This is a genomic window from Extibacter muris (genome assembly GCF_004345005.1).
Taxonomy (GTDB): domain Bacteria; phylum Bacillota; class Clostridia; order Lachnospirales; family Lachnospiraceae; genus Extibacter; species Extibacter muris.
On the sequence record NZ_SMMX01000078.1, the window covers coordinates 1 to 659 of the forward strand.

General features: G+C 45.8%; 2 protein-coding genes. Both read right to left on the reverse strand.

What is annotated here, in order from left to right; genetic code table 11:
- Nucleotides 1-143 precede the first annotated feature (143 nt).
- Nucleotides 144-317 carry a hypothetical protein gene (locus E1963_RS23700; RefSeq protein WP_167482281.1) on the reverse strand — a complete coding sequence of 58 codons (174 nt, stop codon included), beginning with the start codon at nt 315-317 and terminating at the stop codon, nt 144-146.
- A gap of 31 nt (nt 318-348) precedes the next feature.
- Nucleotides 349-540, reverse strand: coding sequence for a hypothetical protein (locus E1963_RS23705; RefSeq protein WP_132281711.1), 192 nt, complete (start codon nt 538-540; stop codon nt 349-351).
- Nucleotides 541-659: the final 119 nt, after the last annotated feature.

Below are 659 nucleotides of genomic sequence, written 5' to 3' on the forward strand. Positions count from 1 at the left end.
CTTCTCCCTCCTCCCTCTCCTCTTTTTTTCCTCTCTCCCTCCTTTCTCTTCCTCCCCTTCCGTGCTCAGCTCCCCTTGTTTTTTCCTCCCCTTTCCTCTCCCCTTCCCTCTTCCCTTCTCCTTCTTTTCTGTTGACATCGATTTCAACGTTCCTCTCTTCCTTCCCTCCTCCCTCCCTCTTCTTCCCTCTCTCTCTTTCCTTTTTCCTCTCTTCTTCTTTCTCTTTCTCCTCTTTCTTTTCCCTCTCTTCTCCTTTCCCTTTCCTTCCTTCCTCCCTCCTTCTTCCTCCTTCCCCCCTCTATTTCTTCCTCCCTCATATTATTTTATAGTCACGTTTTTCAATGGATGTTAGCCCCTTTTTGCCTTTCCCCTTTTTTTTCCCTCTTCTCTCCCTCCTCCCTCCTCTTCTCTTCTCTCTCCTTCCTTCCTCTCCTTTCCTTCCTCTTTTTCTTTCTTTCCTTTTAGACTGTGTTTCTCCAATCCGTCTTCAGCCTCTTTCTCTTCCTCCTTTCTTCCCTCTCTTCCTTCCTCTTCTCCCATTCTTCCTTTCCTTCCTTCATGTTAATGTCCTTTAGTAAACCATAAGGAACCTCTGCTTTCTTCTTCTTTTTCCCTTGCCTTTCTTCCCTCTCTTTTTTTTTCTTTTGTGCTGTCTGCAG